Source organism: Pseudomonas mendocina (genome assembly GCF_900636545.1).
In the GTDB taxonomy this organism is placed as follows: Bacteria; Pseudomonadota; Gammaproteobacteria; order Pseudomonadales; family Pseudomonadaceae; genus Aquipseudomonas; species Aquipseudomonas mendocina.
Window position 1 is genome coordinate 4,787,233 of sequence record NZ_LR134290.1, and the last position, 26,596, is coordinate 4,813,828.

The 26,596-nt window shown below is 61.8% G+C and carries 22 protein-coding genes and 2 tRNA genes; 23 read left to right on the top strand and 1 reads right to left on the bottom strand.

What is annotated here, in order from left to right; all coding sequences use genetic code 11:
• Nucleotides 1-144: 144 nt before the first annotated feature.
• The 23 genes from EL191_RS22485 (at nt 145) to EL191_RS22595 (ending at nt 25,942) form a co-directional block, all read left to right on the top strand.
• Nucleotides 145-220: transfer RNA gene (locus tag EL191_RS22485), tRNA-Phe, on the top strand.
• Between the two features lie 267 nt (nt 221-487).
• Nucleotides 488-2,002 carry a type I restriction-modification system subunit M gene (locus tag EL191_RS22490; protein WP_041980312.1) on the top strand — a complete coding sequence of 505 codons (1,515 nt, stop codon included), beginning with the start codon at nt 488-490 and terminating at the stop codon, nt 2,000-2,002.
• Nucleotides 1,992-3,209: a restriction endonuclease subunit S gene (locus EL191_RS22495; protein ID WP_041980313.1), complete on the top strand. Its 1,218-nt coding sequence runs from the start codon at nt 1,992-1,994 to the stop codon at nt 3,207-3,209. The genes EL191_RS22490 and EL191_RS22495 overlap by 11 nt, the downstream gene beginning before the upstream one ends.
• A 244-nt stretch (nt 3,210-3,453) precedes the next feature.
• On the top strand, nt 3,454-4,113 hold the full coding sequence (locus tag EL191_RS22500) for a UPF0149 family protein (protein ID WP_041980314.1): 660 nt from the start codon (nt 3,454-3,456) through the stop codon (nt 4,111-4,113).
• 144 nt (nt 4,114-4,257) lie between these two features.
• Nucleotides 4,258-6,207 carry an ATP-binding protein gene (locus EL191_RS22505; RefSeq protein WP_041980315.1) on the top strand — a complete coding sequence of 650 codons (1,950 nt, stop codon included), beginning with the start codon at nt 4,258-4,260 and terminating at the stop codon, nt 6,205-6,207.
• The gene (locus EL191_RS22510) at nt 6,204-9,452 is read left to right on the top strand and encodes a type I restriction endonuclease subunit R (RefSeq protein ID WP_041980316.1); all 3,249 of its coding nucleotides are present in this window, start codon (nt 6,204-6,206) and stop codon (nt 9,450-9,452) included. The genes EL191_RS22505 and EL191_RS22510 overlap by 4 nt, the downstream gene beginning before the upstream one ends.
• Nucleotides 9,452-10,180: a M48 family metallopeptidase gene (locus tag EL191_RS22515; RefSeq protein WP_041980317.1), complete on the top strand. Its 729-nt coding sequence runs from the start codon at nt 9,452-9,454 to the stop codon at nt 10,178-10,180. Before EL191_RS22510 ends, EL191_RS22515 begins: the two co-directional genes overlap by 1 nt.
• Nucleotides 10,181-10,359: 179 nt before the next feature.
• Nucleotides 10,360-11,133, top strand: coding sequence for an ABC transporter ATP-binding protein (locus EL191_RS22520; RefSeq protein WP_013717634.1), 774 nt, complete (start codon nt 10,360-10,362; stop codon nt 11,131-11,133).
• 15 nt (nt 11,134-11,148) lie between these two features.
• Entirely contained in the window at nt 11,149-11,901 is a 753-nt protein-coding gene (locus tag EL191_RS22525) for an ABC transporter substrate-binding protein (protein ID WP_013717635.1), read from the top strand.
• Nucleotides 11,902-11,955: 54 nt separating this feature from the next.
• On the top strand, nt 11,956-12,651 hold the full coding sequence (locus tag EL191_RS22530; protein WP_041980318.1) for an ABC transporter permease: 696 nt from the start codon (nt 11,956-11,958) through the stop codon (nt 12,649-12,651).
• A complete protein-coding gene (locus EL191_RS22535) occupies nt 12,648-13,337 on the top strand; it encodes an ABC transporter permease (protein WP_041980319.1) in 690 nt (229 codons plus the stop codon). Before EL191_RS22530 ends, EL191_RS22535 begins: the two co-directional genes overlap by 4 nt.
• A 48-nt stretch (nt 13,338-13,385) precedes the next feature.
• Nucleotides 13,386-14,600, top strand: a complete 1,215-nt coding sequence (locus EL191_RS22540; RefSeq protein WP_041980320.1) for a methyltransferase — start codon at nt 13,386-13,388, stop codon at nt 14,598-14,600.
• A gap of 293 nt (nt 14,601-14,893) precedes the next feature.
• Nucleotides 14,894-14,969, top strand: a tRNA-Thr gene (locus EL191_RS22545).
• Between the two features lie 133 nt (nt 14,970-15,102).
• Nucleotides 15,103-16,164, top strand: coding sequence for a dTDP-glucose 4,6-dehydratase (gene rfbB, locus EL191_RS22550; protein WP_041980321.1), 1,062 nt, complete (start codon nt 15,103-15,105; stop codon nt 16,162-16,164).
• 9 nt (nt 16,165-16,173) lie between these two features.
• The gene (gene rfbA / locus EL191_RS22555; RefSeq protein ID WP_041980322.1) at nt 16,174-17,046 is read left to right on the top strand and encodes a glucose-1-phosphate thymidylyltransferase RfbA; all 873 of its coding nucleotides are present in this window, start codon (nt 16,174-16,176) and stop codon (nt 17,044-17,046) included.
• Complete coding sequence (gene rfbC / locus EL191_RS22560; RefSeq protein WP_041980323.1) at nt 17,043-17,591, top strand: dTDP-4-dehydrorhamnose 3,5-epimerase; 549 nt, start codon at nt 17,043-17,045, stop codon at nt 17,589-17,591. Before rfbA ends, rfbC begins: the two co-directional genes overlap by 4 nt.
• On the top strand, nt 17,588-18,451 hold the full coding sequence (rfbD, locus tag EL191_RS22565; protein ID WP_041980324.1) for a dTDP-4-dehydrorhamnose reductase: 864 nt from the start codon (nt 17,588-17,590) through the stop codon (nt 18,449-18,451). The genes rfbC and rfbD overlap by 4 nt, the downstream gene beginning before the upstream one ends.
• Nucleotides 18,452-18,526: 75 nt before the next feature.
• Nucleotides 18,527-20,341 (top strand): sensor histidine kinase, encoded by a 1,815-nt coding sequence (locus tag EL191_RS22570; protein ID WP_041980325.1) that lies wholly within the window; start codon nt 18,527-18,529, stop codon nt 20,339-20,341.
• Complete coding sequence (locus EL191_RS22575; RefSeq protein WP_017363903.1) at nt 20,338-21,723, top strand: sigma-54-dependent transcriptional regulator; 1,386 nt, start codon at nt 20,338-20,340, stop codon at nt 21,721-21,723. Before EL191_RS22570 ends, EL191_RS22575 begins: the two co-directional genes overlap by 4 nt.
• Before the next feature lie 305 nt (nt 21,724-22,028).
• Nucleotides 22,029-23,021 (top strand): C4-dicarboxylate TRAP substrate-binding protein DctP, encoded by a 993-nt coding sequence (gene dctP, locus EL191_RS22580; RefSeq protein ID WP_013717648.1) that lies wholly within the window; start codon nt 22,029-22,031, stop codon nt 23,019-23,021.
• A gap of 137 nt (nt 23,022-23,158) precedes the next feature.
• Entirely contained in the window at nt 23,159-23,785 is a 627-nt protein-coding gene (locus tag EL191_RS22585) for a TRAP transporter small permease (protein WP_041980326.1), read from the top strand.
• Complete coding sequence (gene dctM / locus EL191_RS22590; RefSeq protein ID WP_036994768.1) at nt 23,785-25,065, top strand: C4-dicarboxylate TRAP transporter large permease protein DctM; 1,281 nt, start codon at nt 23,785-23,787, stop codon at nt 25,063-25,065. The genes EL191_RS22585 and dctM overlap by 1 nt, the downstream gene beginning before the upstream one ends.
• A gap of 205 nt (nt 25,066-25,270) precedes the next feature.
• Nucleotides 25,271-25,942 carry a DUF502 domain-containing protein gene (locus EL191_RS22595; protein ID WP_017363888.1) on the top strand — a complete coding sequence of 224 codons (672 nt, stop codon included), beginning with the start codon at nt 25,271-25,273 and terminating at the stop codon, nt 25,940-25,942.
• A 145-nt stretch (nt 25,943-26,087) separates the two neighbouring features.
• Here EL191_RS22595 and EL191_RS22600 read toward each other — a convergent pair whose 3' ends face one another.
• Entirely contained in the window at nt 26,088-26,555 is a 468-nt protein-coding gene (locus tag EL191_RS22600; RefSeq protein WP_017363889.1) for an Lrp/AsnC family transcriptional regulator, read from the bottom strand.
• Nucleotides 26,556-26,596 lie beyond the last annotated feature (41 nt).

A 26,596-nucleotide genomic window follows, 5' to 3' on the forward strand; every position in this document is an offset into this window, starting at 1 on the left:
AAGCGTCGCTTATTGCCAACGTGCAGCCCGGCTCGCCCTCCCCGTTTTTCAGCGCTCACGAACCTAAGCGCCCGAAATAATTAAATATTTTTCAAACCCGCGCTTGACACTGATCCTTCAAATCCGTCTAATAGCGCCCCGTTGGCCCAGGTAGCTCAGTTGGTAGAGCAGGGGATTGAAAATCCCCGTGTCGGCGGTTCGATTCCGTCCCTGGGCACCATATTTGAAAAAGGCTCACAGCAATGTGAGCCTTTTTTCTATCTGTAGAAAATGGCAGCCCTCCTGCCATGGCCATGTACAGCATCGTCAACCTCAGGGACGCCCGCTGCCATGTACGATCAGACGCCCACCTCCCCTCGCGACCTGGCCCGCAACCTGCACACCTTCGCACAGCCCTGCCAGGCGCCACTCACTATCGAAGCTCAACGCCGTTTGCGCGCGACTACGCACGCCAGCCCAACCCTTTGATGCCGTCAAGAAGAAGCCCATGAGCCATAGCCCGATCAGCCAGGACGAAATCAACGCCATCATCTGGAAGTCCTGCGACACCTTCCGCGGCAGCGTGGATGCCAGCGACTACAAGAACTACGTGCTGACCATGCTGTTTCTCAAGTACCTCAGCGACGTCTGGCAGGATCACTACGAGGCCTACCAGGCCAAGTACGGCAACGAGCCGGCGCTGATCGCCGCGATGATGAAGACCGAGCGCTTCGTGCTGCCCGAGTCGGCCAACTTCTACAGCCTGCACAAGAATCGCCACCTGCCCGGCAACGGCGAGCGTATCGACAAGGCCCTGCACGCCATCGAAGACGCCAACAGCAGCAAGCTGCGCGACGTATTCCAGGACATCAGCTTCAACGCCAACAAGCTCGGCGAGGAAAAGAGCAAGAACGACCTGCTGCGCCACCTGCTGGAAGACTTCGCCCAGCCGGGGATGAACCTGCGCCCCTCGCGCATCGGCGATCTGGACATCATCGGCAACGCCTACGAATTTCTGATTTCGCGCTTTGCCGCCGGCGCCGGCAAGACCGCCGGTGAGTTCTATACCCCGCCGCAAGTCAGCGACCTGCTGGCCGAACTGCTCGACCCGCAGCCGGGCGAGCAGATTTGCGACCCAGCGTGCGGCTCGGCCTCGCTGCTGATGAAGTGCGGGCGCAAGGTGCTGAGCAAGACCGGCTCGCGCGACTACGCCCTGTTCGGCCAGGAGTCCATCGGCGCCACCTGGGCGCTGGCGAAAATGAACCTGTTCCTGCATGGCGAGGACAACCACCGGGTCGAATGGGGCGACAGCATCCGCAACCCGAAACTGCTGGATGCCAGCGGCGGCCTGATGCATTTCGACGTGGTCACGGCCAACCCGCCCTTCTCCCTGGAGAAATGGGGCATCGAACAGGCCGAGCGCGACAAGTTCGGCCGCTTCCAGCGCGGCCTGCCGCCGAAGACCAAGGGCGACTACGCCTTTATCCTGCATATGATCGAAACGCTGAAACCCGGCACTGGCCGCATGGGCGTGGTGGTGCCCCACGGCGTGCTGTTCCGTGGCGGCAGCGAAGGCAAGATCCGCCAGGCGTTGATCGAAGAAAACCTGCTGGACGCCGTGATCGGCCTGCCGGAAAAACTCTTCTTCGGCACCGGCATCCCGGCCGCCATCCTGCTGTTCCGCAAGGCCAAGAGCGGCGACGACGTACTGTTTATCGACGCCTCGCGCGACTTCGTCGCTGGCAAGAACCAGAACCAGCTGGGGCCGCAGCAGCTTGAGCGCATCGTCGCCGCCTACCGTGCCCGACAGCACCAGAGCCGCTACGCGGAACGGGTCGAGCTGCAGCGCATCCGCGAGAACGACTACAACCTGAATATCCCGCGCTATGTGGATACCTTCAAGGCCGAAGAAGAAATCGACCTGCTGGCGATCAAGGCTGAGCGTGAAGAGTTGGAGCGGGAGCTGTTGGAGCTAAAGCGGGAGATGGATGGGTATTTGAAGGAGCTGGGTTATGGTGCCTGATAGCTGGGTCATCAAAGACCTTGGTGATATAGCCACTATTTCCTCTGGTGGTACCCCCAGCCGTTCCCAGAGCGAATACTGGGATGGAGATATTCCCTGGGTTACAACAGCAGAAATCAACTTCGGCACGATTACCAAGACAGCCCAAAAGATCACTTCATTGGGCATGCAGTGTTCATCGGCAAAATTATTCCCGAAAAACACCATCTTGATGGCCATGTACGGCCAGGGTAAAACACGCGGCCAAGTTGCTAAGCTAAGTATAGAGGCAACAACCAACCAGGCCTGCGCAGCGATAATTCTCAAAAGCGGCTACTCACACGAATACCTCTTTCAGTACCTACAGTCCGAGTATGAAAATATTCGTGGCATGAGCAATGGTGGCAGCCAAAACAACCTGAGCGCCGGTTTAATTAAAGAAATTCCAGTTCCTGTACCGCCATTCGCAGAACAAACCAAGATCGCCCAAATCCTTTCCACCTGGGACAAAGCCATCGCCACCACCGAGCGTCTGCTTGCCAATAGCAAGCAGCAGAAGCAGGCCCTGATACAGCACTTACTGACAGGGCAAAAGCGCTTACGGGGCTTTTCGCAGAATTGGCGTAGAGCCTCTGTTGCAAGCTGCTTACTGGGCTCTAGTCTACGTAACACAAACTCCAGGCTGAGCGTAGAAGACGTCATGTCGGTCAATAAAACCGACGGCATGATCCCGATGAGGGAGCAGACCATCGGCAAGTCGATTGATCGCTATAAAATCGTCAAGCCTGGCTGGTTCGCTTACAACCCCATGCGTATTAACGTTGGCTCTATTTGTCGCTGGCATAAAGAAACCGACTGCCTAGTCAGCCCAGACTATGTCGTATTCGAGTGCAATGAAGAGGTACTGCTTGGCGCCTACTTCGATCACTTCCGAAGGTCGGAGTCATGGACAAGCTATATGGAGAGTGCTGGAAATGGCAGCGTTCGAGTCCGAATCTATCTCACCGATTTGAGCCAGCTTGAAATTCCGCTGCCATCACTCCCCGAACAACAAAAAATCGCCCAGGTACTCTCCACCGCCGATGCCGAAATCGCCAATCTGCAAGCCCAGCTGGACAAGCTGAAGCTGGAGAAAAAGGCCCTGATGCAACAACTGCTGACCGGCAAACGCCGGGTGCGCCTGGACGACGAGGAAGAGGATCTGGCGCCGATCCGTAGGGTGGGTTAGGCGCCTGTCGCGGGCGGAACAACCAGCCCCCAGGTCAGAGGCGCCGTAACCCACCGAGCGGGCTTGCAGCCAACCACGATGCTGGGCACTACACCGTCCGCCAATGCTGGATGCCTACCGTTTCGGGCGATCGATACGCTGATCGCCACGCGGCTTGCGCCCTCGACGTGGCGGTATGCTGGCCTCGCTTCGCGGCTGAAGCCGCTCCTACACTGATCGCTGGTGCTTCATCGATGGAGGCTTCATGCACGACACACCGCTAACGCCGGAAGAACTGGATTTTCTCGACGCCGCCTTGCTGGATCACGGCAACGATGACTCGGTGCTCGGTATCTCCGAACTGGACGGCTTCTTTACCGCGCTGGTTTCCGGCCCCGAAGCGGTGATGCCCAGCACCTGGCTGCCGGAGCTGTGGGGCGGCGTGCTGCCGACCTTTGCCAGTATCGACGAAGAACAGGCCGTGCTAAGCCTGCTGCTGCGCCATATGAACGATATCGCCAGCCTGCTGATGACCCAGCCCGAACACTTCACCGCGCTGTTCTACGAGAACGAACACCAGGGCAAGCCCGTGACCGTGATCGAGGAATGGTGCTTCGGCTATATGCGTGGCGTCGATCTGGGCCAATGGCCGCCACTACCGGAACCCCAGGCCAGCCAGCTAGAGGCCATCGCCCTGCATGGCCGCGAAGAACACTTCGACAAGCTCGATGGCCTGAGCCTGGAACAACACCAGGCCCTGGTCGACGGTATCGAACCCGCCGCCATCGCCCTGCATGCCTACTGGCTGTCCCTGCGCAGCACCCAACCAGCAAACGCTCCGGCGCACTCAGTCAAGATGCCGGGGCGTAACGAGCCCTGCATCTGTGGCAGCGGCAAGAAGTTCAAGCACTGCTGCCTACACTGAGGCTCAGCGCCAACGGTGCCGCCTTGGCGCGCCTCTGGTATCGTCTGGCAAACCTCTGCAAGGAAGCCTTATGCAGCCCTCCAGCGCCCTCACCCGCTCGCCACTGCGTCTTGCCGCCGCCGTTTTCGGAGGCTGCGAGCACTGATGCAAAGCGTTGAGTCCCTGCTCGCCGAACTGCGCGCGCTCGACGAGCACCCGCGCATCGAAGCCAAACGCGCCAGCCAGGCCGGCGCCTCGATCATGCAAAGCATCTGCGCCTTCGCCAATGAACCAGGCCTGGGCGGTGGTTATCTGCTGCTGGGGATAGGCGAGCCGGACGCAACGCACGCCGAGTTTTGGGTCGAGGGCGTCGCCGATGTCGACAAGCTGCTGAACGAGATTCAGGGCAACTGCCGCGAGCAGTTCGAGAGCGCCATCGCCATACATAGCCAGACAGCGCTGATCGATGGCCAGCGCGTGGTGGCGCTGTATGTGCCGGAGCTGGATGCCGCCGCCAAACCCTGCATCTTCAAGGGCAGGTTCGACAGCAAGAACAAGCGCAAGACCGGCGTGTGGCGACGCGGCCTGAACGGCGACTACGAGTGCTCGCAACAGGAGCTGGAGCCACTGCTGCTGGCCAAGTCGGGTATGAGCTTCGAACAGGTGATCCTGCCGGACGCCGAGTGGGATGACCTCGATGACGGCGCCATCGCCCTGTATCGGCAGCTACGTGCCCGTGTGCGCCCACAGGCCGAGGAGTTGCTGGCCGGCGATGAGGAAATGCTGCGCGCGCTGAATCTGGTCAAGCGCATCGACGGGCACTGGCGGCCAAATGTGGCGGGCCTGCTACTGTTGGGCAAGCCGCTGGCGCTGCGCCGCCTGCTGCCAGCCGTGCGGGTGGACTATGTGCGCATCCAGGGCACGCAGTGGGTCGAAGACCCTGAACAGCGCTTCGCCACCACCCAGGATTTTCGCGAGCCGCTGCTGCGCCTGATCGTCCGCCTGGAGGCGACCATTCTCGACGACATGCCGCGACACTTCCGTTTGCGCGAAGGCGAAACCCAGCGCTCCGACCAGCCGTTGCTGCCGCAGAAGGTGATCCGCGAAGCGGTGGTCAATGCGCTGATGCACCGCGACTATCAGGTCAACCAGCCGACGCTGGTGGTGCGTTACAGCAATCGCCTGGAAATCCGCAATGCCGGCTATTCGCTCAAGCCCACCGCACTGCTCGGCGAAATGGGCTCACAGTTGCGCAACCCGATCATCGCTGCGGTGCTGTATGACCTGGATTTTGCCGAAACCAAGGGCACGGGCATCCGCACCATGCGCCGTCTGCTGCAGGAACTGGGGCTGACCGCGCCGGTGTTCAGCAGCCATCAGTTGGAAAACCAGTTCACTGCCATTTACCTGCTGCACCAGTTGCTGGGCGAGCAGCAGTTGCGCTGGCTGCAGCAGTTCAGCCATCTGCACCTGAGCGCCGACGAAGCCAAGGCGCTGCTGCTGGCGGCGGAAACCGGCGCAGTGGACAACGCCGCGCTGCGCGCCATCAGCGATCTGGATACCCTGGCCGCCAGCCAGATTCTGGGACGTCTGCATCATCAACGCGGCCTGCTGGTAAAAGGCGGCGCGGGGCCGGCGACCTATTACCAACTGGCCGAGCTGCCAGGCCTGCCGCTGTTCCCGGAGGAAGGCGCAGACGAGCCAAATACGGGTGACCTCGGAGCAAATACGAGTGACCTCAGGGTAAATACGAGTGACCTCGAGGCAAATACGAGTGACCTCAGGGTAAATACGAGTGACCTCGCCCCTGATACGGGCGAGCTGCCCGAGCCGCTGCTCGCAGCATTGGCAACGATTTCACCCAAGGCCCGCAAGCACAAGCTTTGGCCGTTGATTCTCTGGCTATGCAGCATCCGCCCACACAATGCGGAGCAATTGGCCAGACACTTGAATCGTCAGGTGGTGGCACTGAAAACCGGCCACCTGAACCCATTGCGCGAGCAGCAAGGCCTGCTGGAATACCTGTACCCCGAAGTGATCAACCACCCACAGCAGGCCTATGTCACCAGCGCTGCTGGTCGCCTGTGGCTGGCAGAACAAGGAATAGTGCTGTGACCGCCTCACCACGCTTTCAGGAAGAGTACAGCGCCAAGATCCCCGCCCTGGCTCTGCTGGCTAACCTCGGCTTCACCTACCTGAGCCCCAGCCAGGCGCTGGAGATGCGCGGCAGCAAGGAGCGCGTGGTGCTGGCCCCGGTGCTGCGCGCCGAGCTGGCCAAACGGCGCTTTCACAGCGCGGGCGTGGAGCACGGGCTGAGCGAAGCCGCCCTGAACAAGCTGGTGACCGAGATAGGCCAACCCGCGCTGAACGAGGGCCTGCAGTTGGCCAACCAGCGCTTCTCCGAGCAATTGCTGTACGGCATCGGGGTCAGCGATTTCGTGGCGGGCAACAAGGTCAACCCGACCATCGCGCTGATCGACTGGACGAATCTCGATAACAACAGCTTCCACTTCACCGAAGAGCTGGGTGTGGGCTGCGCCAGTGGTATCGGCCTGCGTATTCCCGATATCGTGCTCTACGTGAACGGCCTACCACTGGCGGTGATCGAGGCCAAGCGGCCAGACGCCAGCAACGGCAAGGAGCTGATCAAACAGGGCATCTCGCAGATGCTGCGCAATCAGCGCGCCGACGAAATTCCGCAGCTGTTCGCTTTCAGCCAACTGCTACTGGTGATCGACGGCAGCAGCGGCCGCTACGGCACCGTGGGCACCACGGAGAAGTTCTGGGCCGCCTGGCGCGAGGAGGAAATCGGCGAAGTGGCGTTCGCCGAACTGAAGAATCGCCCTCTGGATGCCGAGCAACAACAGGCCATCTTCGCTCAGCGCCCGGCAGCCAGCCTGGCCTGGTATCAGCAATGGCTGGCCGGCGGCCTGTTGGCCAGCCAGCAGGACAAGCTGCTGATCAGCCTGTGCCGCCCGGATCGGCTGCTCGATATGGTGCGTTTCTACAGTTACAGCGACAGCAAGCACGGCAAGATCGTCGCGCGCTATCAACAGGTGTTCGGCATCCGCGCGCTGATCGAGCGCATTCAGCAACGCGATGCGCGTGGTGCGCGCAAGGGCGGGGTGATCTGGCACACCACCGGCTCGGGCAAGTCGATCACCATGCTGCTGCTGACCAAGGCACTGATCTTCCACCCGGAGCTGCAGAATTGCCGCGTGCTGGTGATCACCGACCGCACCGATCTGGAAGCGCAACTGAGCAAGACCTTCGCCAGCGCCGGCGCGCTGAGCGCGCGCGACCAGCAGGAGGCCTTGAGCCAATCCGGGCGCCATCTGGCCCAGCAAATCGGCAAAGGGTCGGCGCGGGTGATGTTCAGCCTGATCCAGAAATTCAACTCGGCGGCAAAACTGCCGGAGTGCCATAACGACAGCAGCGATTTCATCGTGCTGGTGGATGAAGGGCATCGCTCTCAAGGCGGCGAAAATCATGCGCAGATGCGCCTTGCCCTGCCCAATGCCGCGTTCGTGGCCTTTACCGGTACGCCGCTGCTGCAGGATGAAAAGACGCAGAACAAGTTCGGCCCCATCGTGCATGCCTACACCATGCAGCGCGCGGTGGAGGACGGCACGGTAACGCCGTTGCTGTACGAGGAGCGGCGCCTCGAACTGGACGTCAACGACCGCGCCATCGACAGCTGGTTCGAGCGCCATACACAGAACCTGAGCACCGCCCAGCAGGCCGACCTGAAGAAGAAATTCGCCAAGAAGGGTGAGCTGTACAAGGCACTTGGGCGCCTGGAACTGATCGCTCACGACATCAGCGATCACTTCAGCAAGCACGTCACCGATGGTTTGAAGGGCCAGGTCGCCTGCGACAGCCGCGTGTCGGCGATTCGCCTGAAGGCGTTTCTCGATGAGATCGGCCAGGTGTCGTCGGTGCTGGTGATGTCCGCCCCCGATAGCCGCGAAGACAATAGCGACAGCGACGAGGACAGCAAGTCGGTGGTGCAGGCCTGGTGGGACAAGCATGTCGGCAAGGAGGACGGCACGGCCTACAAGCAGCGCATGATCGAGGCATTCGCCGAAGACGATGGCCCCGACCTGCTGATCGTCATCGATCAGTTGCTCACCGGCTTCGACGAGCCACGCAACGCGGTGCTGTACATCGACAAGAACCTCAAGCAGCACAACCTAATCCAGGCCATCGCGCGGGTCAACCGCCTGCATCCGCACAAGAAGCACGGCTTGCTGATCGACTATCGTGGCATCCTCGGCGAGCTGGATATCACCATCGCCCAGTACCAGGATCTGGCAACCCGCACCCAGGGCGGTTACAGCATCGAGGATCTGGACGGCCTCTACAGCCCGATGAGCACCGAGTACAAGAAGCTGCCGGATCTCTATCAGCGTCTATGGGAGATCTTCGCCGAGGTGAAGAACACCCAGGATATCGAGCAGATGCTGGCGGTGCTGCTGCCTCGTCTGGAAGAGCGCGATGGCGTGCAGGTCGATAGCCGGCAGAAAGCGCGCGATGACTTCTATGCGCTGCTCAGCGAGTTTGCCGGCTGCCTGAGCATTGCCTTGCAATCGCAGGCGTTCTTTCAGGACAAAAGCGTCAGCGAGAACACTCGCCGCCAATACAAGGAGACGGTCAAGCAGCTTTCCAACCTGCGTCAGCGCCTCAAGCAGATCACAGGCGATACGGTGGATTACGACGAGTACGCCGTGCAGGTGAGAAAGCTCATGGACAAGCACGTGCTGGGTATCGATGTGCGAGAAGCCAAGGGCGCTTATCTGGTTGGGGAAATGGGCTCGCACCACCCGGAAAACTGGAGCGACGAAAAAGCGCGCAACGAGAAGGACATCATCCAGACCCGAGTGACCCGCGAAATCGATCAGCTTCTGGACGACCCTTACGCGAAAAAGCGCTTCTCCGAACTGCTGCGCCAGGTGATCGCAGAAGCCGATGCGCTGTTCGACCATCCGCTCAAGCAGTACCTGCTGTTCAAGTCATTCGATGAGCAGGTGCAACAACGCCAGCTCGACGAGTTGCCTCAGCAAGTACGCGGCAACCCGCACGTACAGGCCTATTACGGCGCCTTCAAACTGGTGCTTGCGGAGCAACAGGTAGCGACTGACGAGAGTTGGGTAGCGCTGGCCGAACAGACCGATGCCATCGTCGATCAGGCCGTGCGGGAGTTTTCCATCAACCCGCTGAATATCGAAGCGTCGATACGCCAGCAGCTTCTCCCTCTGTACTTCCTGGCACTCAAACCCCTTGGAATGGGCATGGATAGTGTGCAGGCGCTGGTGGAGCAGGTCGTGCAGATCGTGCGTGCCGGGACGCGCAAACGCTGATGAGCCAGTTGCACTATGGCGGCGAAATCATCTGCTATCAGGTACGCAAGCTGGCGCGCGCCACACGCAAACTGACCATCAAGGTGCACCCGGATGGCCAGGTTGAGGTCTTGGCACCGCAGACCGCCAGCGATGAAGAGATCAACCGGGGAGTGACGAATCGGGCTCGCTGGATCTGGGAGCAACTGCAGCCCATCCGTGAACGCCTGCTGCAGGTTCGCCCACGCCAGTACGTCAGCGGCGAGACCCACTTCTACTTGGGCAAACGCTATCCACTGAAGGTGCAGGAGGCTCCGCGAGCACCGCAACAGGTGAAGCTGCTGCGCGGAATGCTGTGCGTGACACTGCGCCATAACAGCGCAGATAAGGTGCGTGAGCTGCTATTCGGTTGGTACAAAGCTCGCGCACGCGAACAGTTCAATCAACGCCTAGAGCGTCTGATCGCACAGACCCCATGGGTCACGCGCAAGCCTGCGCTTCGCTTGCTGACCATGCAGACGCAGTGGGGAAGCTGCTCGCACTCCGGCACGCTGACGCTCAATCCGCATCTGGTAAAAGCGCCTGCCGAGTGCATTGATTACGTCCTGCTGCATGAGCTTTGCCATCTTGCCGAGCACAATCACTCGGAAGCCTTCTGGCGCCTGCTAGACCAATCCATGCCAGACTGGCAGCCAATCAAGGCACGCCTCGACGACATGGTCGAGCTGTACTTGAACGACGTACGTTGAACTGCGCGTTTTGCATCTGCGCGACAACCTGCTGCAGTCAGGCGACACCCTGACCGTAGAGCAAGCCATAGGCCAGCAAACGGCTTGGCGGTCACGGAAACGCTATGCTAGCTTGGCCGCCAGCCAGGACGGCCCGCCGTACGCCGGAGCGCATTCGAAGAAGAAGAGGACACCACCCCATGGCCGAGGCGACGCCCGCGCTGGAAATTCGCAACCTGCACAAACGCTACGGCGATCTCGAAGTGCTCAAGGGCATCTCCCTGACGGCCAAAGATGGCGACGTCATCTCGATTCTCGGCTCCTCCGGCTCCGGCAAGTCCACCTTCCTGCGCTGCATCAACCTGCTGGAAAATCCGCATCAGGGTCAGATTTTCGTCGCTGGCGAAGAGCTCAAGCTCAAGTCAGCGAAGAACGGCGAGCTGGTTGCCGCCGACAACAAGCAGATCAACCGCCTGCGCAGCGAGATCGGCTTCGTCTTCCAGAATTTCAATCTGTGGCCGCATATGAGCGTGCTCGATAACATCATCGAGGCGCCGCGTCGCGTGCTCGGCCAGAGCAAGGCCGAGGCCATCGAAGTGGCCGAGGCGCTGCTGGCCAAGGTCGGTATCGCCGACAAACGCCACGTATACCCCAACCAGCTTTCCGGCGGCCAGCAACAGCGCGCAGCCATTGCCCGCACCCTGGCCATGCAACCGAAGGTGATCCTGTTCGATGAGCCGACTTCGGCCCTCGACCCGGAGATGGTACAAGAAGTGCTTAATGTGATTCGCGCGCTTGCCGATGAGGGTCGCACCATGCTGCTGGTTACCCATGAAATGAGTTTCGCTCGCCAGGTATCCAGCGAGGTGGTGTTCCTCCACCAGGGCCTGGTCGAGGAACAGGGGTCACCCGCCCAGGTGTTCGACAACCCGAACTCGGCACGCTGTAAACAATTCATGTCCAGCAATCGCTAACACGGAGCAACATGCATGCAGAACTATAAGAAGATCCTGCTGGCCGCGGCCGCTACCCTGGCTTTCGGCACCAGCGCTGTCGCAGCTGACAAACTGAAACTCGGCACCGAAGGCGCCTACCCACCCTTCAACCTGATCGACGCCAGCGGCAAGGTCACCGGCTTCGACGTGGAAATCGGTCAGGCGCTGTGCGCCAAGATGCAGGCCGAGTGCGAAGTGGTCACCTCCGACTGGGATGGCATCATCCCGGCCCTGAACGCCAAGAAATTCGACTTCCTGATCGCCTCCATGTCGATCACCGAAGAGCGTCAGGCCGCGGTCGACTTCACCGAACCCTACTACACCAACAAACTGCAGTTCATCGCGCCCAAGTCGGCCGACTTCAAGACTGACGAAGCCAGCCTCAAGGGCAAGGTGATTGGCGCCCAGCGCGCGACCATCGCCGGTACCTGGCTGGAAGATAACCTGGGCAAAGTGGTCGACATCAAGCTGTACGACACCCAGGAAAACGCCTACCTCGACCTGGCCTCCGGCCGCCTCGACGGCGTGCTGGCCGACACCTTCGTCAACTGGGAATGGCTCAAGAGCGACGCCGGCAAGGATTTCGAATTCAAGGGTGACCCGGTGTTCGACAACGACAAGATCGGCATCGCCGTGCGCAAGGGTGACCCGCTGCGCGAGAAGCTGAACACCGCTCTGCAAGCCATCATAGAAGACGGCACCTACAAGCAGATCAACGACAAGTACTTCCCGTTCAGCATCTATTGATGACCTGAAGGCGCTGCGCCGCCGACCTGGCGGCGCGGTCGCCCGAGCCCTCCGATGATTTTCGATCTCCAAGGATTCGGCCCCGCCCTGGCCGCCGGCACCCTGATGACCATTCAACTGGCGCTTTGCGCGCTGGTTCTAGGTCTGGTGCTCGGCCTGCTCGGCGCGCTGGCCAAGACTTCGCCGTACAAGCCGCTACAGTGGCTCGGCGGCAGCTATTCCACCATCGTGCGCGGCGTGCCCGAGCTGCTATGGGTACTGCTGATCTACTTCAGCACCGTCAACGTACTGCGCGCGCTGGGCGAAAACCTGGGCGTAGGTAGCCTGGAGCTCAGTCCGTTCGCTGCGGGCGTCATCGCCCTCGGCCTGTGCTTTGGCGCTTATGCCACCGAGGTATTCCGCGGCGCCATTCTGGCCATTCCCAAGGGGCACCGCGAAGCTGGACAGGCACTCGGCATGTCCAAGGGGCGCATCCTGTGGAAGCTGATCATGCCGCAGATGTGGCGCATCGCCCTGCCCGGCCTGGGCAACCTGTTCATGATTCTGATGAAAGACACCGCCCTGGTATCGGTGGTCGGCCTGACCGAAATCATGCGCCAGGCACAGATCGCAGTCACTGCCACCAAGAATCCAATGATCTTCTTCCTGGTCGCCGCCATCATCTATCTGGGGCTGACCATCATTGCCATGATCGGCTTGCACTTCCTTGAGAAGAAAGCCTCACGCGGCTTCGTCAGGAGCAACCAATGAACTGGGAGCTGATCTACAAGTACCTGCCGAAGATGTTCGAAGGCGCACTGCTGACCATCGAACTGCTGGCAGTTGCGGTCATTGCCGGACTGATCCTGGCACTGCCCATGGGCATCGCCCGAGCGTCGAAACACTGGTACGTACGCGCGCTGCCCTACGGCTACATCTTCTTCTTCCGCGGCACACCGATGCTGGTGCAGCTGTTCCTGATCTACTACGGCCTGGCACAGTTCGATGCCGTGCGCCAGAGCGTCTTCTGGCCCTATCTGCGTGATCCGTACTGGTGCGCGGTGCTCACCATGACCCTGCACACCGCCGCCTATATCGCCGAGATTCTGCGCGGCGCCATCCAGGCGGTACCGCCAGGTGAGATTGAGGCTGCTCGCGCCCTGGGCATGTCGCGCGCCCAGGCCATGCTGCACATCATCCTGCCGCGCGCCGCACGCATCGGCCTGCCGGCCTATAGCAACGAGGTGATCCTAATGCTCAAGGCCAGCGCCCTGGCCAGCACGGTCACACTGCTGGAACTGACTGGCATGGCGCGTACGCTCAATGCCCGCACTTACGTAAGCATGGAGTTCTTCTTCACCGCGGCACTGTTCTACCTCGCGATCACTTTTGTCCTGATCAATCTTTTCAAGCTGCTAGAACGCTGGCTGCGCGTCGACGCCTGCCAAGGCCGCTAAGCCTGGGGGCCGCCTGCACGGGTGGCCCGCCCTTCCGACATAGACGCCATGTCCGAGCCCATCCTTACCTCAGGCGAACTGCGCGCCCGCTTCCAGGCGCTGGACAACTTTCTCCTGCAGCACCAGGCGTTTTGGCGTCCCAGACCGTTTTATCATCTGCACCTACCTTGGGAGGCAGAGTTACCCGAACTCTCCGCCTGGCTGCGCAGCCGCTCTCTGGAGCAGGCGCAAACCAGCGACAGCCATCTCTTCGCGCTCGCAGCACCCTCTCCGTTCACCGCTCTAGCCCGTCAGGCACAGGCGCTCAGCCAGCTGGGCGAACTGCCGAGCCGCGACGCCCCAGCACGCGCGCATACCCTCAGCGTCGATGTGCCCGGTAGAAAGCTGGCGCAGATCCAGGCCTTCGCCAGTCATCTGCAGTTTCAACAGCACCCCAAGCACTGGCTCGACTGGTGCTCCGGCAAGGGCCATCTTGGTCGCTGGCTGACCCAGACTGGTCAGCACCTGACCTGCCTGGAGTACGACCCGGCACTGATCGAATCGGGTAGCGCATTGAGCAGACGCTTGGGACTGGATGCCATGCACCTACAGCAAGATGTGCTGGCCGATGATTGCAGCGACCACCTGAGCAAAGAGCACACCCCGGTAGCCCTACACGCCTGTGGCGACCTACACGTACGCCTGCTGCAACTGGCCAGCCGCAAGGGCTGCTCGCAACTGGCAGTCGCTCCCTGCTGCTACAACCGCATCGCCGGCAAGCAGTACCAAGCGCTTTCGACTGCAGCGCAAACATCCGCCCTGCAGCTTTCACGCGACGATCTAGGCTTGCCACTAAGCGAGACCGTCACGGCCGGCGCCCGGGTACGCAGGCAACGCGACCAGTCGATGGCCTGGCGCCTGGCCTTCGACCTGCTGCAGCGCCTACTACGCGGCATCGACGAATACCTGCCGACACCATCGCTGCCCAGCGATTGGCTGAGCAAACCCTTCGCCCGCTTCTGCCATGACCTCGCCGCCCTGAAAGGCGTGGCCTCGCCCGGCGAGCAGGACTGGCCGGAGCTGGAGGCTCGCGGCTGGCAGCGCCTGGCCGAAGTGCGCAACCTGGAGTTGCTGCGCAACCTGTTCCGCCGCCCACTGGAACTCTGGTTACTGCTGGACCGCGCCCTGTACCTGGCAGAACAGGGTTACAGCGTCAGACTGGGCACCTTCTGCGACTACCAGTTGAGCCCGCGCAACCTGCTGCTGTTGGCGGAGCGCAGCTGAGTTGCTCACAGAAGCTGTGGATAACTCTGTTGATCCTTCTGGGCAAATGCCGCAGCGCCACTTGTGAATGGCCTCATAGACATCTGATCATTTTCTGATCATTCGCAGAACACCCAGCAAAAACAACAACTTGCGAAATATCGTGACAAGGCGCACAGAGCTGGTGCGTGTCTGTCGCACGCGCCTCCTGTTTGTGCATAAGCCAAAAGCTGCTGATAACCACCCCCGAAAAAGCCAGGCTCGAACGTGGCTTTACTCACGCCGACGAATGGATATAATGGCGGCCCTTCAGTGCCGGTATAGCTCAGCTGGTAGAGCAACTGACTTGTAATCAGTAGGTCCCGGGTTCGACTCCTGGTGCCGGCACCATCTAATATCTAAGGTCTGCTTTCACGCAGGCCTTTTTTGTTTTTGCACTGCCCATATCCGCCGCTTGTTCATTGCACTTACCGCACTCGGATAGTGGGTATGGCGAAAGGCTAACTAGCGAGGCAATGGGCTGATGCGTATTCTTATTACCGGCGGCGCCGGTTTCATCGGGTCGGCGCTGATTCGCCATCTGATTCAGGACACCGAGCACGAAGTCCTCAACCTCGACAAGCTGACCTACGCCGGCAATCTGGATTCCCTGCTGGAGATTGCGGAAAACCCACGGTACAGCTTCGTTCAGGCCGATATCGCCGATGCAGAGCGAGTCGCTACGACGCTGAGCCAATTCCAGCCAGATGCCATCATGCACTTGGCCGCCGAGTCCCATGTCGACCGCTCCATCGATGGCCCCGCGGCCTTTATCCAGACCAATATCGTCGGCACCTATAGCCTGCTGGAAAGCGCACGCGCCTATTGGCTCGGTCTGAATACCGAGCGCAAGGCAGCCTTCCGCTTCCACCACATATCTACCGACGAGGTTTACGGCGACCTGCATGGCGTCGACGACCTGTTCACCGAAACCACCCCCTACGCCCCAAGCTCGCCCTACTCGGCGAGCAAGGCTGCGTCCGATCACCTGGTCCGTGCCTGGCAACGCACCTATGGCCTGCCGGTGCTGATCACCAACTGCTCGAACAACTATGGGCCGTACCATTTCCCGGAAAAGCTGATCCCGCTGATGATCCTCAATGCCCTGGCAGGCAAGCCGCTACCGGTCTATGGCAATGGCCAGCAGGTGCGCGACTGGCTGTACGTGGAAGATCACGCGCGCGCGCTGCTCAAGGTGGTCAGCGAAGGCAAGGTCGGCGAGACCTACAACATCGGCGGACACAACGAGCAGAAGAACCTCGATGTGGTGCGCGCCATCTGCGCCCTGCTGGAAGAACTGGCGCCACAAAAACCTGCCGGCATTGCTCGCTATGAAGATTTGATCACCTATGTGCAGGACCGTCCGGGCCACGACTTGCGCTATGCCATCGACGCCAGCAAGATCGAACGCGAACTGGGCTGGGTGCCGCAGGAGACCTTCGACACAGGCCTGCGCAAGACGGTGCAGTGGTACCTGGACAATCTCGAATGGTGTCGCCGCGTGCAGGATGGCAGCTATCAGGGCCAGCGACTCGGCGCACTCTAAGGAGCTTCAATGAAGGGCATCATCCTCGCCGGCGGCTCCGGCACCCGTTTGCACCCAATCACCCTGGGCGTATCCAAGCAACTGCTGCCTATCTATGACAAGCCGATGATCTATTACCCACTGTCGGTGTTGATGCTGGCCGGCATACGTGAGGTTCTGATCATTTCCACCCCCGAAGACCTGCCCAACTTCGAGAAGATGCTCGGCGACGGCAACCAGTTCGGCATCAGGCTGCAGTATGCCGAGCAACCTTCACCGGACGGCCTGGCCCAAGCGTTCTTGATAGGCGAGTCGTTCATCGGTAGCGATTCGGTGTGCCTGATCCTCGGCGATAACATCTTCCACGGCCAGCACTTCACCGAAAAACTGCTGCGCGCGGCCAGCCATGAAAGCGGCGCCACCGTCTTCGGTTATTGGGTCAGCGATCCGGAGCGCTTTGGCGTGGTCGAATTCGACGACGCAGGCAACGCACTGTCGATCGAGGAAAAACCCGCAAACCCGAAGTCCAGCTTCGCCGTGACCGGCCTGTATTTCTATGGCAATGACGTTGTACAGATCGCCAAGCAGGTCAAACCCTCGCCGCGCGGCGAGCTGGAAATCACCGACGTCAACAATGCCTATCTGGCCCGCGGTGATCTGCGCGTAGAGCGTTTCGGTCGCGGCTTCGCCTGGCTCGACACCGGCACCCACGACAGCCTGCTCGATGCCTCGCACTATGTGCAGACAGTGGAGAAGCGCCAGGGTTTGAAGGTCGCGTGTTTGGAGGAAATTGCCTATCAGCAGGGCTGGATCGACCGCGACAGACTGCTCGCATGCGCCAAGGCGCTGGGCAAGACCGGCTACGGCCAGTACCTGTACAAGTTGGCGGAGGACCCTCAGTGAACGTCATCGCAACCGCACTACCGGAAGTGCTGATTCTGGAGCCTCAGGTGTTCGGCGACGAGCGTGGTTTTTTCTACGAGAGTTTCAACGCCCGACGCTTTGGCGAAGCCACCGGAGTGACCCGCGAGTTTGTGCAGGACAATCACTCGCGCTCTGCCCGAGGCGTGCTGCGTGGCCTGCACTATCAACTGCAGCAGGCCCAGGGCAAGCTGGTGCGGGTCAGCGCTGGCGAGGTCTATGACGTGGCGGTGGATGTGCGCCGCAGCTCGCCGAACTTCGGCAAGTGGGTGGGCGTGCATCTGTCTGCCGAGAACAAGCGCCAGCTTTGGGTACCGGAAGGCTTCGCACACGGTTTTCTGGTACTCAGCGAATACGCCGAGTTCCTCTACAAGACCACCGACTACTACGCCCCGGCTCACGAACGCTGCATCCGCTGGGACGATCCACAATTGGCCATTGACTGGCCGCTCGAAGGCCTGACGCCGCAACTATCGGCCAAGGACCAGCAGGGCCTGAGCCTCACCGACGCCGAGACGTTCGCATGAAGATTCTGATCAGTGGTCACACCGGACAGGTCGCCCGCGAGTTGCAACTGGCCCTGCGCGAGCATGAATTGATCAGCCTTGGTCGTCAGGATTTCGACCTGTCGCGCCCGGCCGGCCTGCGCGAAATCATTCTGCGCGAGCGCCCGGCGCTGGTGATCAATGCCGCCGCCTACACCGCCGTCGATCAGGCCGAACAGGAGCGCGAACTGGCCTTCACCATCAATGCCGAAGCGCCGGGCGTCATGGCCGATGCCTGCTTCGAACTGGACATCCCGCTGATCCACTATTCCACCGACTACGTCTTCGACGGCAGCAAGGCTATGCCCTACCGCGAGGCGGACACGCCGCGCCCGCTGGGTGTCTACGGCGCCAGCAAGGTTGCCGGGGAACAGGCACTGCGCATCAGTGGCTGCGACCACCTGATTCTGCGTACCAGCTGGGTCTACTCGCAGCATGGGCGCAACTTCCTGCTGACCATGCAGCGCCTGCTGCAGGAGCGTGAAGAGCTGAGCGTGGTCGACGACCAGATCGGCGCTCCGACCTGGGCCGGCAGTATTGCCAGCGCCACCGCCGAACTGATCGAAAAGTGGCAGCAAGGACGTCATCGCTGGGGCACCTATCACCTGACCTGCCAGGGCGAGACCAGCTGGTTCGGCTTCGCCAGCGCCATTGCCGAGCGTCTGCGTGCGGCCGGCAAGCCCTGCGCCCGGCTGCGCCCCATCCCCAGCAGCGACTACCCGACGCCGGCGCAGCGCCCTCTCAATTCGCGCCTGGATGGCGAGCGCCTGGAGGAAGAGTGGCAGATTCGCCTGCCGGACTGGCGCACGGCACTGGACACCTGCCTGCAGCGCATGAACTGACATCAGCGGCCGGCGCACATCACCGGCCGCTCGCTTAACGTGCATAATGCGCCGATCATTTCTGCACGGTTTTCCATGAGCACGAACACCGCCACTCCCCGTCGCCTGCGCTGGCGCAGCCTCGTGCTGCTGGCGCTGCTGCTCGCGCCACTGCTGTGGCCGGTGCACTTCCTCGCCGAGCGTTACTACCGTGAAGTACTGACCGAACAGAATCGGCAGACACTGGACCTCTACGTGGCCAACCTGCTCGGTACGCTGCGTCGCTACGAGGTGCTGCCGCAGATTCTCGGTGACCTGCCCGGCCTGCGCGCCGCGCTGCAGGCGCCAGAGGATCCCGCCGTGCTGGACAGCGCCAACCGCCTGCTGGCGCGCGTGAAGAACCAGACCGGCGCCGACGTGATCTACCTGATGAACACCCGCGGTGTCACCCTGGCCGCCTCCAACTGGGACAAGCCCGACAGCTTCGTCGCCGGCAATTTCGCCTTTCGCCCGTACTTTCGCGAAGCACTGGCGGGGCGCCTGGGCCGCTTCTTCGGCCTCGGCACCACCTCCGGCAAACGCGGTTACTACTTCGCCTACCCGGTGCGCGAAGACGGTCACAACATTGGCGCACTGGTGGTGAAGGTCGACCTGGACCACACCGAAACGCTATGGGGCAATACCCCTGAACAGCTGCTGGTTACCGACACCAATGGCGTGGTGATTCTCACCTCACGCCCGGACTGGCGCTTCCATGCCAGCCGCCCACTGGACCGCACCGAGCAACTGGCGATCGCCGCCAACCAGCCCTACCCAACCCAGGCGCCGCCCGCGCTCGAGCTCGAGCCCAACGCCTGGCTGACACAAAGCCGCGCCCTGGAAGAAACCGGCTGGACGGTGAGCATTCTCGCCCCGCGCATCCTGCTCGACCGCCCTGTGCGCAGCGCGGTAGCTGTCGGTGCGGCTGCCCTGCTGGCCGTGCTCCTGCTGCTTGGCCTGCTGATTCTGCGTCGCCGTCATTACCTGGAACGCATCGCCCTCGACGCCCGCGCCAAGGCCGAGCTGGAGCAGCGAGTGGCCGAACGTACGCGGGACCTGGAACTGCTCAACAGCCGCCTCAAGCAGGAAGTGCTCGAACGCGAGCAGGCCCAGCAGGAACTGGTGCGCGCCCAGGACGAGCTGGTCCAGGCCGGCAAGCTTTCCGCGCTCGGCACCATGAGCGCCAGTATCAGTCACGAGCTCAACCAACCCCTGGGCGCGATCCGCAGCTACGCGGAGAACGCCAGCACCCTGCTCGACCACCAGCGCAGCGATGACGCCCGTGCCAACCTCAAGCTGATCAGCGAACTGACCGAGCGCATGGCCTCGATCATCGCCCATCTGCGCGCCTTTGCCCGCCGTGATCGCCATGCACCGGAGCGGGTCGCTCTGCAGCCGGCGCTGGACGACGCCCTGGCCTTGCTCGCCAAACGCCGCCGGGCCATGGATGTGGAATTGATCCGCGACCTGCCGGACGCCACGCTCTGGGTCCAGGCCGGCGAGACACGCCTGCGCCAGGTGCTCGGCAACCTGCTCGGCAATGCGCTCGATGCCCTGGTCGACAAGGCGCCGCCACGGCGCATCTGGATCAGCATCGAACATCAGGCCGAACACCTCGAGCTGCTGCTGCGCGACAATGGCCCGGGCTTCTCGGCCGAATCCCTCGCCCGTGCGCGTGAGCCCTTCTTCACCACCAAGACCAGCGCCCAGGGACTGGGGCTCGGCCTGGCCATCTGCGATAGCCTGGTGCGGGCGCTGGACGGCGAACTGCTGCTGGCCAATCATCCGGCCGGCGGCGCGCTGATCACCCTGCGCCTGCGCCTGGCCAGCCCCGGCGTCAACCTGCAACCATCTGAGGATCCTTCGCCATGACCAGCGACAGCGCCATCGACAGCCGCATTCAGGTACTGCTGATCGACGACGATGCCCATCTGCGCCAGGCGCTCAGCCAGACGCTCGACCTGGCCGGGCTCAAGGTCCTCAGCCTGGGCGACGCCCAGGGCCTGGCTGCGCGTATCCCGGCCGGCTGGCCCGGCGTGGTGGTCAGCGATATCCGCATGCCGGGCATCGACGGCCTGCAATTGCTGCAGCAGCTTCGCGAACGCGATGCCGAGTTGCCGGTGCTGCTGATTACCGGTCACGGTGACGTGCCACTGGCAGTACAGGCGATGCGTGCCGGCGCCTACGATTTCCTGGAAAAGCCCTTCGCCAACGACGACCTGCTCGACAGCGTGCGCCGTGCCCTGGAACTGCGCCGCCTGGTACTGGACAACCGCAGCCTGCGCATGGCGCTCAATGACCGCCAGCAACTCTCCAGCCGCCTGGTGGGTCAGTCGCCTGCCATGCAGCGCCTGCGCGAACAGATCGGCGCGCTCGCCGGCATCGCCACCGACGTGCTGATCCTCGGCGAGACCGGCGCCGGCAAGGAGGTGGTCGCCCGCGCCCTGCACGATCTGTCCAGCCGCCGCGACGGCCCCTTCGTCGCCATCAACGCCGGTGCGCTGGCCGAATCGGTGGTGGAGAGCGAACTGTTCGGCCACGAGGCAGGCGCCTTCACCGGCGCGCAGAAGCGCAGAATCGGCAAGTTCGAGTTCGCCAATGGCGGCACCCTGTTCCTCGACGAGATCGAGAGCATGAGCCTGGACGTGCAGGTCAAGCTGTTGCGCCTGCTGCAGGAACGGGTGGTCGAGCGTCTCGGCGGCAACCAGCTGATCCCGCTGGATATCCGCGTGATTGCCGCGACCAAGGAAGACCTGCGCCAGGCCGCCGATGCCGGGCGTTTCCGCGCCGACCTCTACTACCGCCTCAACGTCGCGCCGCTCTCGATTCCGCCGCTGCGCGAGCGCGGCGAGGATGCCCTGCTGCTGTTCCAGCACTTCGCCGAAGGGGCGGCCGCCCGCCATGCCCTGGCTCCGCGCGAACTGCAGCCGGGCCAGCGTGCGCTGCTGCTGCGTCATCCATGGCCGGGCAACGTGCGCGAACTGCAGAACGCCGCCGAACGTTTCGCCCTGGGCCTGGAATTGGCGCTGGACAGCAACGCACCGAACCTGCCGCCGGTCAACGGCGGGCTCAGCGAGCAGGTCGAAGCCTTCGAGCGCGCGCTGATCGCCGCCGAGCTGAGCCGTCCGCACGGCTCGCTACGCAGCCTGGCCGAAGCACTGGGCGTACCGCGCAAGACCCTGCACGACAAACTGCGCAAACATGGGCTGAATTTCTCCGGCGCTGGCGGAAGCTCGCCAGAGGACTTCGACTGACTGGCGGCAAACCGCCAAATCCATCACCAAAGACTTGCCGGCGGCGGGTTCATGAACCCGCCAGCCCCTCGGCAAAGAGCCATCAAAGCCCTCAACCACGGGCTTTTCCCCGATGCATGAAATCCAACGACAGCAGACTGGCACAAGGGTTGCTCTAAGCTAGCCTCAAGCGAACCCACAAGTACAAGTCCAGGCCTCGCTGATGCCACCGGCGTTTTTCTCCAAGCCGCCTAGACTTGCTCTTGTCCGTTCGTCAGCAGCGCTTCGGCGCCAATGCGATAAACACAACAAGAGGAAGCATCCGCATGTTCAAACTGACTGCCAAGGCGCTGGCTTGCGCCCTGTCCCTGTCCATCGCTGGCGTGGTTCACGCTGCCGACCCGATCGTCATCAAGTTCTCCCACGTGGTTGCCGAGCACACCCCGAAAGGTCAGGGCGCCGTGCTGTTCAAGCAACTGGCTGAAGAGCGTCTGGGCGACAAGGTCAAGGTCGAGGTCTACCCGAACTCCTCGCTGTTCGGCGACGGCAAGGAAATGGAAGCGCTGCTGCTCGGCGACGTGCAGATCATCGCTCCGTCCCTGGCCAAGTTCGAGCATTACACCAAGCAGCTGCAGGTGTTCGACCTGCCGTTCCTGTTCGACGACATGGCTGCAGTCGATCGCTTCCAGAAAGGTCCGGAAGGCCAGAAGCTGCTGACCTCCATGACCGACAAGGGCATCACCGGCCTGGCCTACTGGCACAACGGCCTGAAGCAACTGTCGGCCAACAAGGCGCTGCTGGAGCCGAAAGACGCCCGTGGCCTGAAATTCCGCGTACAGGCTTCCGCCGTACTGGAAGAGCAGTTCAAGGCCGTGCGCGCCAACCCGCGCAAGATGAGCTTCGCCGAGGTTTACCAGGGCCTGCAGACTGGCGTAGTCAACGGTGCCGAGAACCCGTACTCGAACATCTACAGCCAGAAGATGCACGAAGTGCAGAAGTACATCACCGAGTCCAACCATGGCCTGCTGGACTACATGCTGATCACCAACACCAAGTTCTGGGACGGTCTGCCGGCTGACGTACGCGACGAGCTGAACAAGATCATCGCCGAAGTCACCGTCGAGGTGAACAAGCAGGCTGACGCCCTCAACGAAGGCGACAAGCAGCGCATCATCGACGCTGGTACCACCGAGATCCTGACCCTGACTCCCGAGCAGCGCAACGAATGGCGTACCGCCATGCAGCCGGTATGGAAGAAGTTCGAAGGCGAAATCGGTGCCGACCTGATCAAGGCCGCCCAAGCCGCCAACCAGCAATAAGGCCGGAGAGCCGTAGGGTGGGCAGCGCACTGCAGCACTGACCCACCACGACGCCCGCGATGGGCGTCGTTCAATGTTGTAACCGGTGGGACGGCTTGCGTCCCACCCTACGCCCTTTCCATTCGGGAGAACCGACCATGAACGCCTTGCGGCGCGTCTGGGAGCACTTCGAGGAAGGCTTCATCGCTTTCCTCCTGGCGGCCATGACGCTGATCACTTTCGTCTACGTGATCCTCAACAACTTCTACACCCTATTCTATTGGCTGGGTGACACCTTCGGCGGTAACGAGACCCTGCTCGCTATCGGCGACTCCATTCTCGACATGGCCCAGGCGATGACCTGGAGCAATGCCCTGACCAAAGCCCTGTTCGGCTGGCTGATCTTCTTCGGCCTGGCCTACGGCGTGCGCACCGCCGGCCATATCGGCGTCGACGCACTGGTCAAGCTCGCCCCGCGCGGCGTACAGCGCGTTATCGGCGTGATCGCCTGCCTGTGCTGCCTGGGCTACGCCGGCCTGATCGCCATCGGCAGCTTCGACTGGGTTCGCACCCTGTTCATCGCCGGCATCGGCGCCGAAGACCTCGGCCATTACGGCGTGCAGCAATGGCACATCGGCATGATCGTGCCGTTCGGCTACACCATGGTGTTCATCCGCTTCCTGGAGATCCTCGTGCGCATCCTGCGCAACGAGCAGACCGGCCTCGGCCTGGCTGACGAAGCCGCCGATGCGCTGAAAATCAATGAGCACGAGGAGGCCAAATAATGACCGTTCTGTTCCTCTTCCTGCTGCTGTTCCTGCTGATGTTCATCGGCGTGCCGATCGCCGCGTCGCTCGGCCTGGCCGGCTCGATCACCATCATGCTGTTCAGCCCGGACTCGGTACGCTCGCTGGCGATCAAGCTGTTCGAGACTTCCGAGCACTACACCCTGTTGGCGATCCCGTTCTTCCTGCTCTCCGGCGCCTTCATGACCACCGGTGGCGTGGCACGTCGCCTGATCGACTTCGCCAACGCCTGCGTCGGTCACATTCGTGGCGGCCTGGCCATCGGTGCGGTACTGGCGTGCATGCTGTTCGCCGCTCTGTCCGGTTCTTCGCCGGCTACCGTAGCTGCAGTGGGCTCCATCGCCATCGCCGGCATGGTGCGTTCCGGTTACCCGCAGGCGTTCGGCGCCGGCATCGTCTGTAACGCCGGTACTCTGGGCATCCTGATTCCGCCGTCGATCGTGATGGTGGTGTACGCCGCCGCCACCGAGCAGTCGGTGGGCAAGCTGTTCATGGCTGGTGTGATCCCCGGCATTATGCTCGGCGTGGTGCTGATGGTGGCGATCTACATCGTCGCGCGCATTAAGAAGCTGCCGGCCCTGCCACGCGCCAGTTTCCGCGAGTGGCTGCGTTCCGCCCGCGAGGCGTTCTGGGGCCTGCTGCTGATGGTGATCATCCTCGGTGGTATCTACACCGGTATGTTCACCCCGACCGAGGCCGCAGCCGTGGCAGCGGTGTACGCCGGTTTCGTCGCCCTGTTCGTGTACAAGGACCTGAAGGTCCGCGACTGCCCGAAGGTGCTGCTGGAGTCCGGCAAGCTGACCATCATGCTGATGTTCATCATCGCCAACGCCATGCTCTTCGCCCATGTGCTGACCACCGAGCAGATCCCGCAGACCATCACCGCCTGGGTGGTCGAGCTGGGCCTGCAGCCGTGGCAGTTCCTGCTGGTGGTGAACATCGTGCTGCTGGTGGCCGGTGCCTTCATGGAGCCGTCGGCGATCATCCTGATCCTGGCACCGATCCTGTTCCCGATCGCCATGCAGCTGGGCATCGACCCGATCCACCTGGGCATCATCATGGTGGTGAACATGGAGATCGGTTTGATTACGCCGCCGGTGGGGCTGAACCTGTTCGTCACCTCGGCGGTGACCGGCATGCCATTGACGGCGGTGATCCGCGCGGCGATGCCGTGGCTGATGCTGCTGCTCAGCTTCCTGATGATCATCACCTACATCCCGGCCGTGTCCATGGCCCTGCCTAATATGCTCGGCCTGTAACCGTTCAAACCAACGCTGCTACTTCGGTACCCTGTGTACCCACTCCGCCCGGCCTCTGTGCCGGGCTTTTTTTGCACGTCAGGAAAGCGAAATGGTCGTAGGAAAAGAGTTGTCGCCATTTCCCGGCTCGACGGTGCGGACATAACTGCCCGGAGCCGGACATCCTGGCGTAAAGTCGCCGGCATATTCATCAAGGAACCGAGGCATGATCAGACGCAGCCTGAAATCCGTCGTCGCTACCTGGCTGACCGGCCTGCTGGCGCTTCTCCCGCTGGTGCTGACCCTGGCACTGCTCGCCTGGATATTCAGCCTGTTCAATCGCCTGGTCGGCCCTTCGACCCTGATCGGCCAATTGTTCGCGGCGCTCGGACAACCCTTTTCCAGCAACGGCTACATGGCCTATCTGCTCGGTAGCCTGGTGCTGCTGGCCAGCCTCTACCCGCTGGGCCTGGCCGTGCAACTGGGCCTGCGCCGTCCGCTGTCCTGGCTGCTCGACCGCACGCTACGACGCACCCCACTGATCGGCAACTTCTACAACCTGGCCGACCGTTTCGTGGGCCTGCTGGACAGGAGCAAGAACCCGGATATCACCACCATGGCCCCCGTCTGGTGTTTCTTCGGCGGCGATGGTGCAGCAGTGCTCGCTCTGCGCCCGAGTTCGGAAACCGTGGAGCTGGAAGGCCGCGCCTACTGCGCCATTCTCATTCCCACCGCACCGATCCCGGTGGGTGGCGGTTTGCTCTATGTGCCAGAGGAATGGATACGCCCTGCCGACATGGGCGTGGAGCAACTGACCAGCATCTACGTGTCCATGGGACTTACGCCACCCGGCAAACGCAACGCCGAGCAGTCGCCTCCGATGGTGATCAAACCTTAAAACCTGTTCACGATCTGCTGCGCGTCGGCCATGCTGCGTTGAAGCCAGCCTCGCGTGCGAGCCCAGTCAAAATGCTCATTTACAGCCCGTAAACTGCGCTTTTTCAACTGGCTTCGCTCTAGCTCGCGAGATGCTGAAAAGGCTCTTAAGCCAGCGGCAAGCTGGTGGTGGACTTGATCTCCGACAGCGCGACGATGGAGTTCACCTCCTGGATACCGGGAACCAATGACAGCTTCTCGAAGAAGAAGCGCTCATAAGCCTCGATATCACGCGTGACGATGCGCAGCATGAAGTCCACCGCGCCCATCAGCACATGGCACTCCAGTACCTCGGGAAATTCACGCATGGCCTCGGCGAACTCGGTCAGATTAGAGCGGCCGTGGGCGTTGAGTTTGACCTGGGCAAAGACTTGCGTATGCAGGCCGATGCGTTTGCGATCGAGCAGCGTCACCTGCTTGCGAATCACACCCTCCTCCTTGAGCCGCTGAATACGACGCCAGCAAGGCGACTGCGACAGGCCAATGCGCTCGGCTATCTCCGCAGTGGAGAGACCAGCATCTTCCTGTAGCAGGGCAAGAATGCGTTGGTCGTAAGCATCCAGCACGACGGACATAAAAAATCCCCAATACTCGATTAACAAGGCAAGTTTATCCA